Origin of the sequence: Desulfobacter vibrioformis DSM 8776 (assembly GCF_000745975.1) — a bacterium.
GTDB lineage: Bacteria > Desulfobacterota > Desulfobacteria > Desulfobacterales > Desulfobacteraceae > Desulfobacter > Desulfobacter vibrioformis.
This window is the reverse complement of the sequence record NZ_JQKJ01000077.1, coordinates 1-2,100: the sequence shown is the minus strand read 5'-3', so window position 1 is coordinate 2,100 and position 2,100 is coordinate 1. Positions and strand designations below refer to the sequence as shown.

Below are 2,100 nucleotides of genomic sequence, written 5' to 3'. Positions count from 1 at the left end.
CCCATCTTTTCGACTAAAGGTTAAAATCATCTATGATTACAGTCTATTCCATTTTTGAAATCTCTGTTATGGCACTACTTTTGTTTATAACTCTCTTGGTCGTCGTACCAGGAAGAGAACATATCCCCAAAGCAGAATAAATTTCCTGTTGTCTTGGCTCCGGCCGAGTGCTTTTTCTTACATGCACCATGTCACCATTTTTGCAGTGCATTGAAATAGTGATTCGATGTTGCCCACTCAATTGCTCCCTCAAACCTGACCAGCTCGTGACAATGCCAGCTTTTTTTAATCGGTGTCGAATACTATGAACCAAATGATACGCCAGGACACTTATAAAGAGATGGCCTGTTACCCGTTCTGTGATCTGATGAAAAACAGGCCGCATTCCCAGCTCAGATTTTAATGAACGAAAAACGGCTTCCAGGTCTGTCAACATTGTATAGGTGCGCCAGAGTGTCTCTTCATTCAGATCCTTGTGGCTCGTTCTAAGACAATACACTCCGGGAAACCCATCTTTTGTATCCGGCTCGGCATTGCGAGTCCACTTGATTTTAACGGCATTACCACTTTTTTCATCTTTGGAGATATCTATTTGATAAAGCTTGGACGCTTTGGAGTTTTTTTGCTTTAATCGCCCAATTTTTTCAATAACCTTATCGTATTTTTTCAACCGCCCCTTGATATGCAACCCATCATCAAGGTATTTGAGGGCTTCCTCAAAGCGTACTGTGAATCTATTATTGATGGCTCGTTCTTTTTTTTCACGCTGTGTTGAGTGGCAATACAACAATACCTCATCGGTTTCCGAATCAATCACTTTTTGTGCTTTTACTGTACCGGTACAACCTTCATCTTGTTTGACCACAACAGCTTCATCGTCATTGAACTGTCGGTGCCGTTTACGGCTGACAACAATATAAGGGTACTGATTCTCCTTGAGCCACTCAATATTCTCTTCGGATGCAATCCCGGCATCCATCACAACAGTTGCTTTTTGTGGTTCAAAGATGTTCGGATTCTGACCCATTTTTTCCAGCCCATTGATCATTTCCTTCAATGTTTTAGGCTCGCTTACATTTCCAGCAAAAACCTGACTTGATTTTGGAAAGCCACTGCTGTCAAGCAGTATGGCCAGCGTCACCAGAGGGCAATCAGACCGTTTTTCTTTGGAATGTCCAAGTTCCCCCAGAAGATTGCCTTCACCTTGTCCCTCAAAATATGTGTTTGTGAGATCATACAGGGTTATGGTTTCTTGAAAGCCGAACAGCTGCTTTTCTTGAAGGTACAGATATTTTTCTATTGCCTCCTTATTTTTAAGGAGCTGATCAGAAATGGAATACATTTTGTACAGGTTGATCTTACTGAAGTCATAATCAATCAGTTCACCCAATCCTGAAACATTCTGGAGCCAGTAGTGGGTGGCCAGCTCGCTTGCCGGGTGACACATCCGCCCGATGATGGTTCCGGTAGTTGCCGCAAGCTGGGGGCCATTGAATCCCAGGGTTTTGAGACACTCATCAAGCTTCAATGAATTAAATGCCTCCAGAGCAACATGCTCACAACCAATGCTGCGTGGCCGGAACATTTCCAGGCGGTCTACGTCCACCTCTCTATAGTCTGGCTGCATATTCTCAGCTCTGTTTTGAGCTTTCGCTTGAATAATTTGAGCCGCAAGGTTCTGGGCCATTTTTTCTATTTCTTGGGACGATTCAAACAGCAGCTCCTCCCCGCTTATGATCTGCTGGACCCGGGAAACGACTTCAGACCATTTTTCCCGTGGTAGAGAAAAACCTGTACCCAAATTGAGTATTGTACGCTGGCGCACACCCTTCTCAGTTCGTTCTGATTCAACCAACCTGTAGGTGTAATACTGGCGGCCATCTTTTCGGCTTTTAATCGTAGTTCTTCGAATATACATGGGGCCACTATATACACATGTCAATGGAAAAATCAACAACTTTATAATTTTATGGCACTACATTGGAGAATATTGAAGGAGCCGCATGCAACACACTTAAAACATTATGAAATAAATTCATAGTGCCATAAAAAATAGGTGAAATTTTATGTTTGTCTTAGAATTTTCGAAAAGATGGGTTA

Annotated in this window: 1 protein-coding gene; it reads right to left on the bottom strand. The window is 42.7% G+C overall.

Features of this window, described 5'->3' with window-relative positions:
- Positions 1 to 43 precede the first annotated feature (43 nt).
- Positions 44 to 1,918, bottom strand: coding sequence for an IS1634 family transposase (locus Q366_RS22095; RefSeq protein WP_245620030.1), 1,875 nt, complete (start codon positions 1,916 to 1,918; stop codon positions 44 to 46).
- Positions 1,919 to 2,100: the final 182 nt, after the last annotated feature.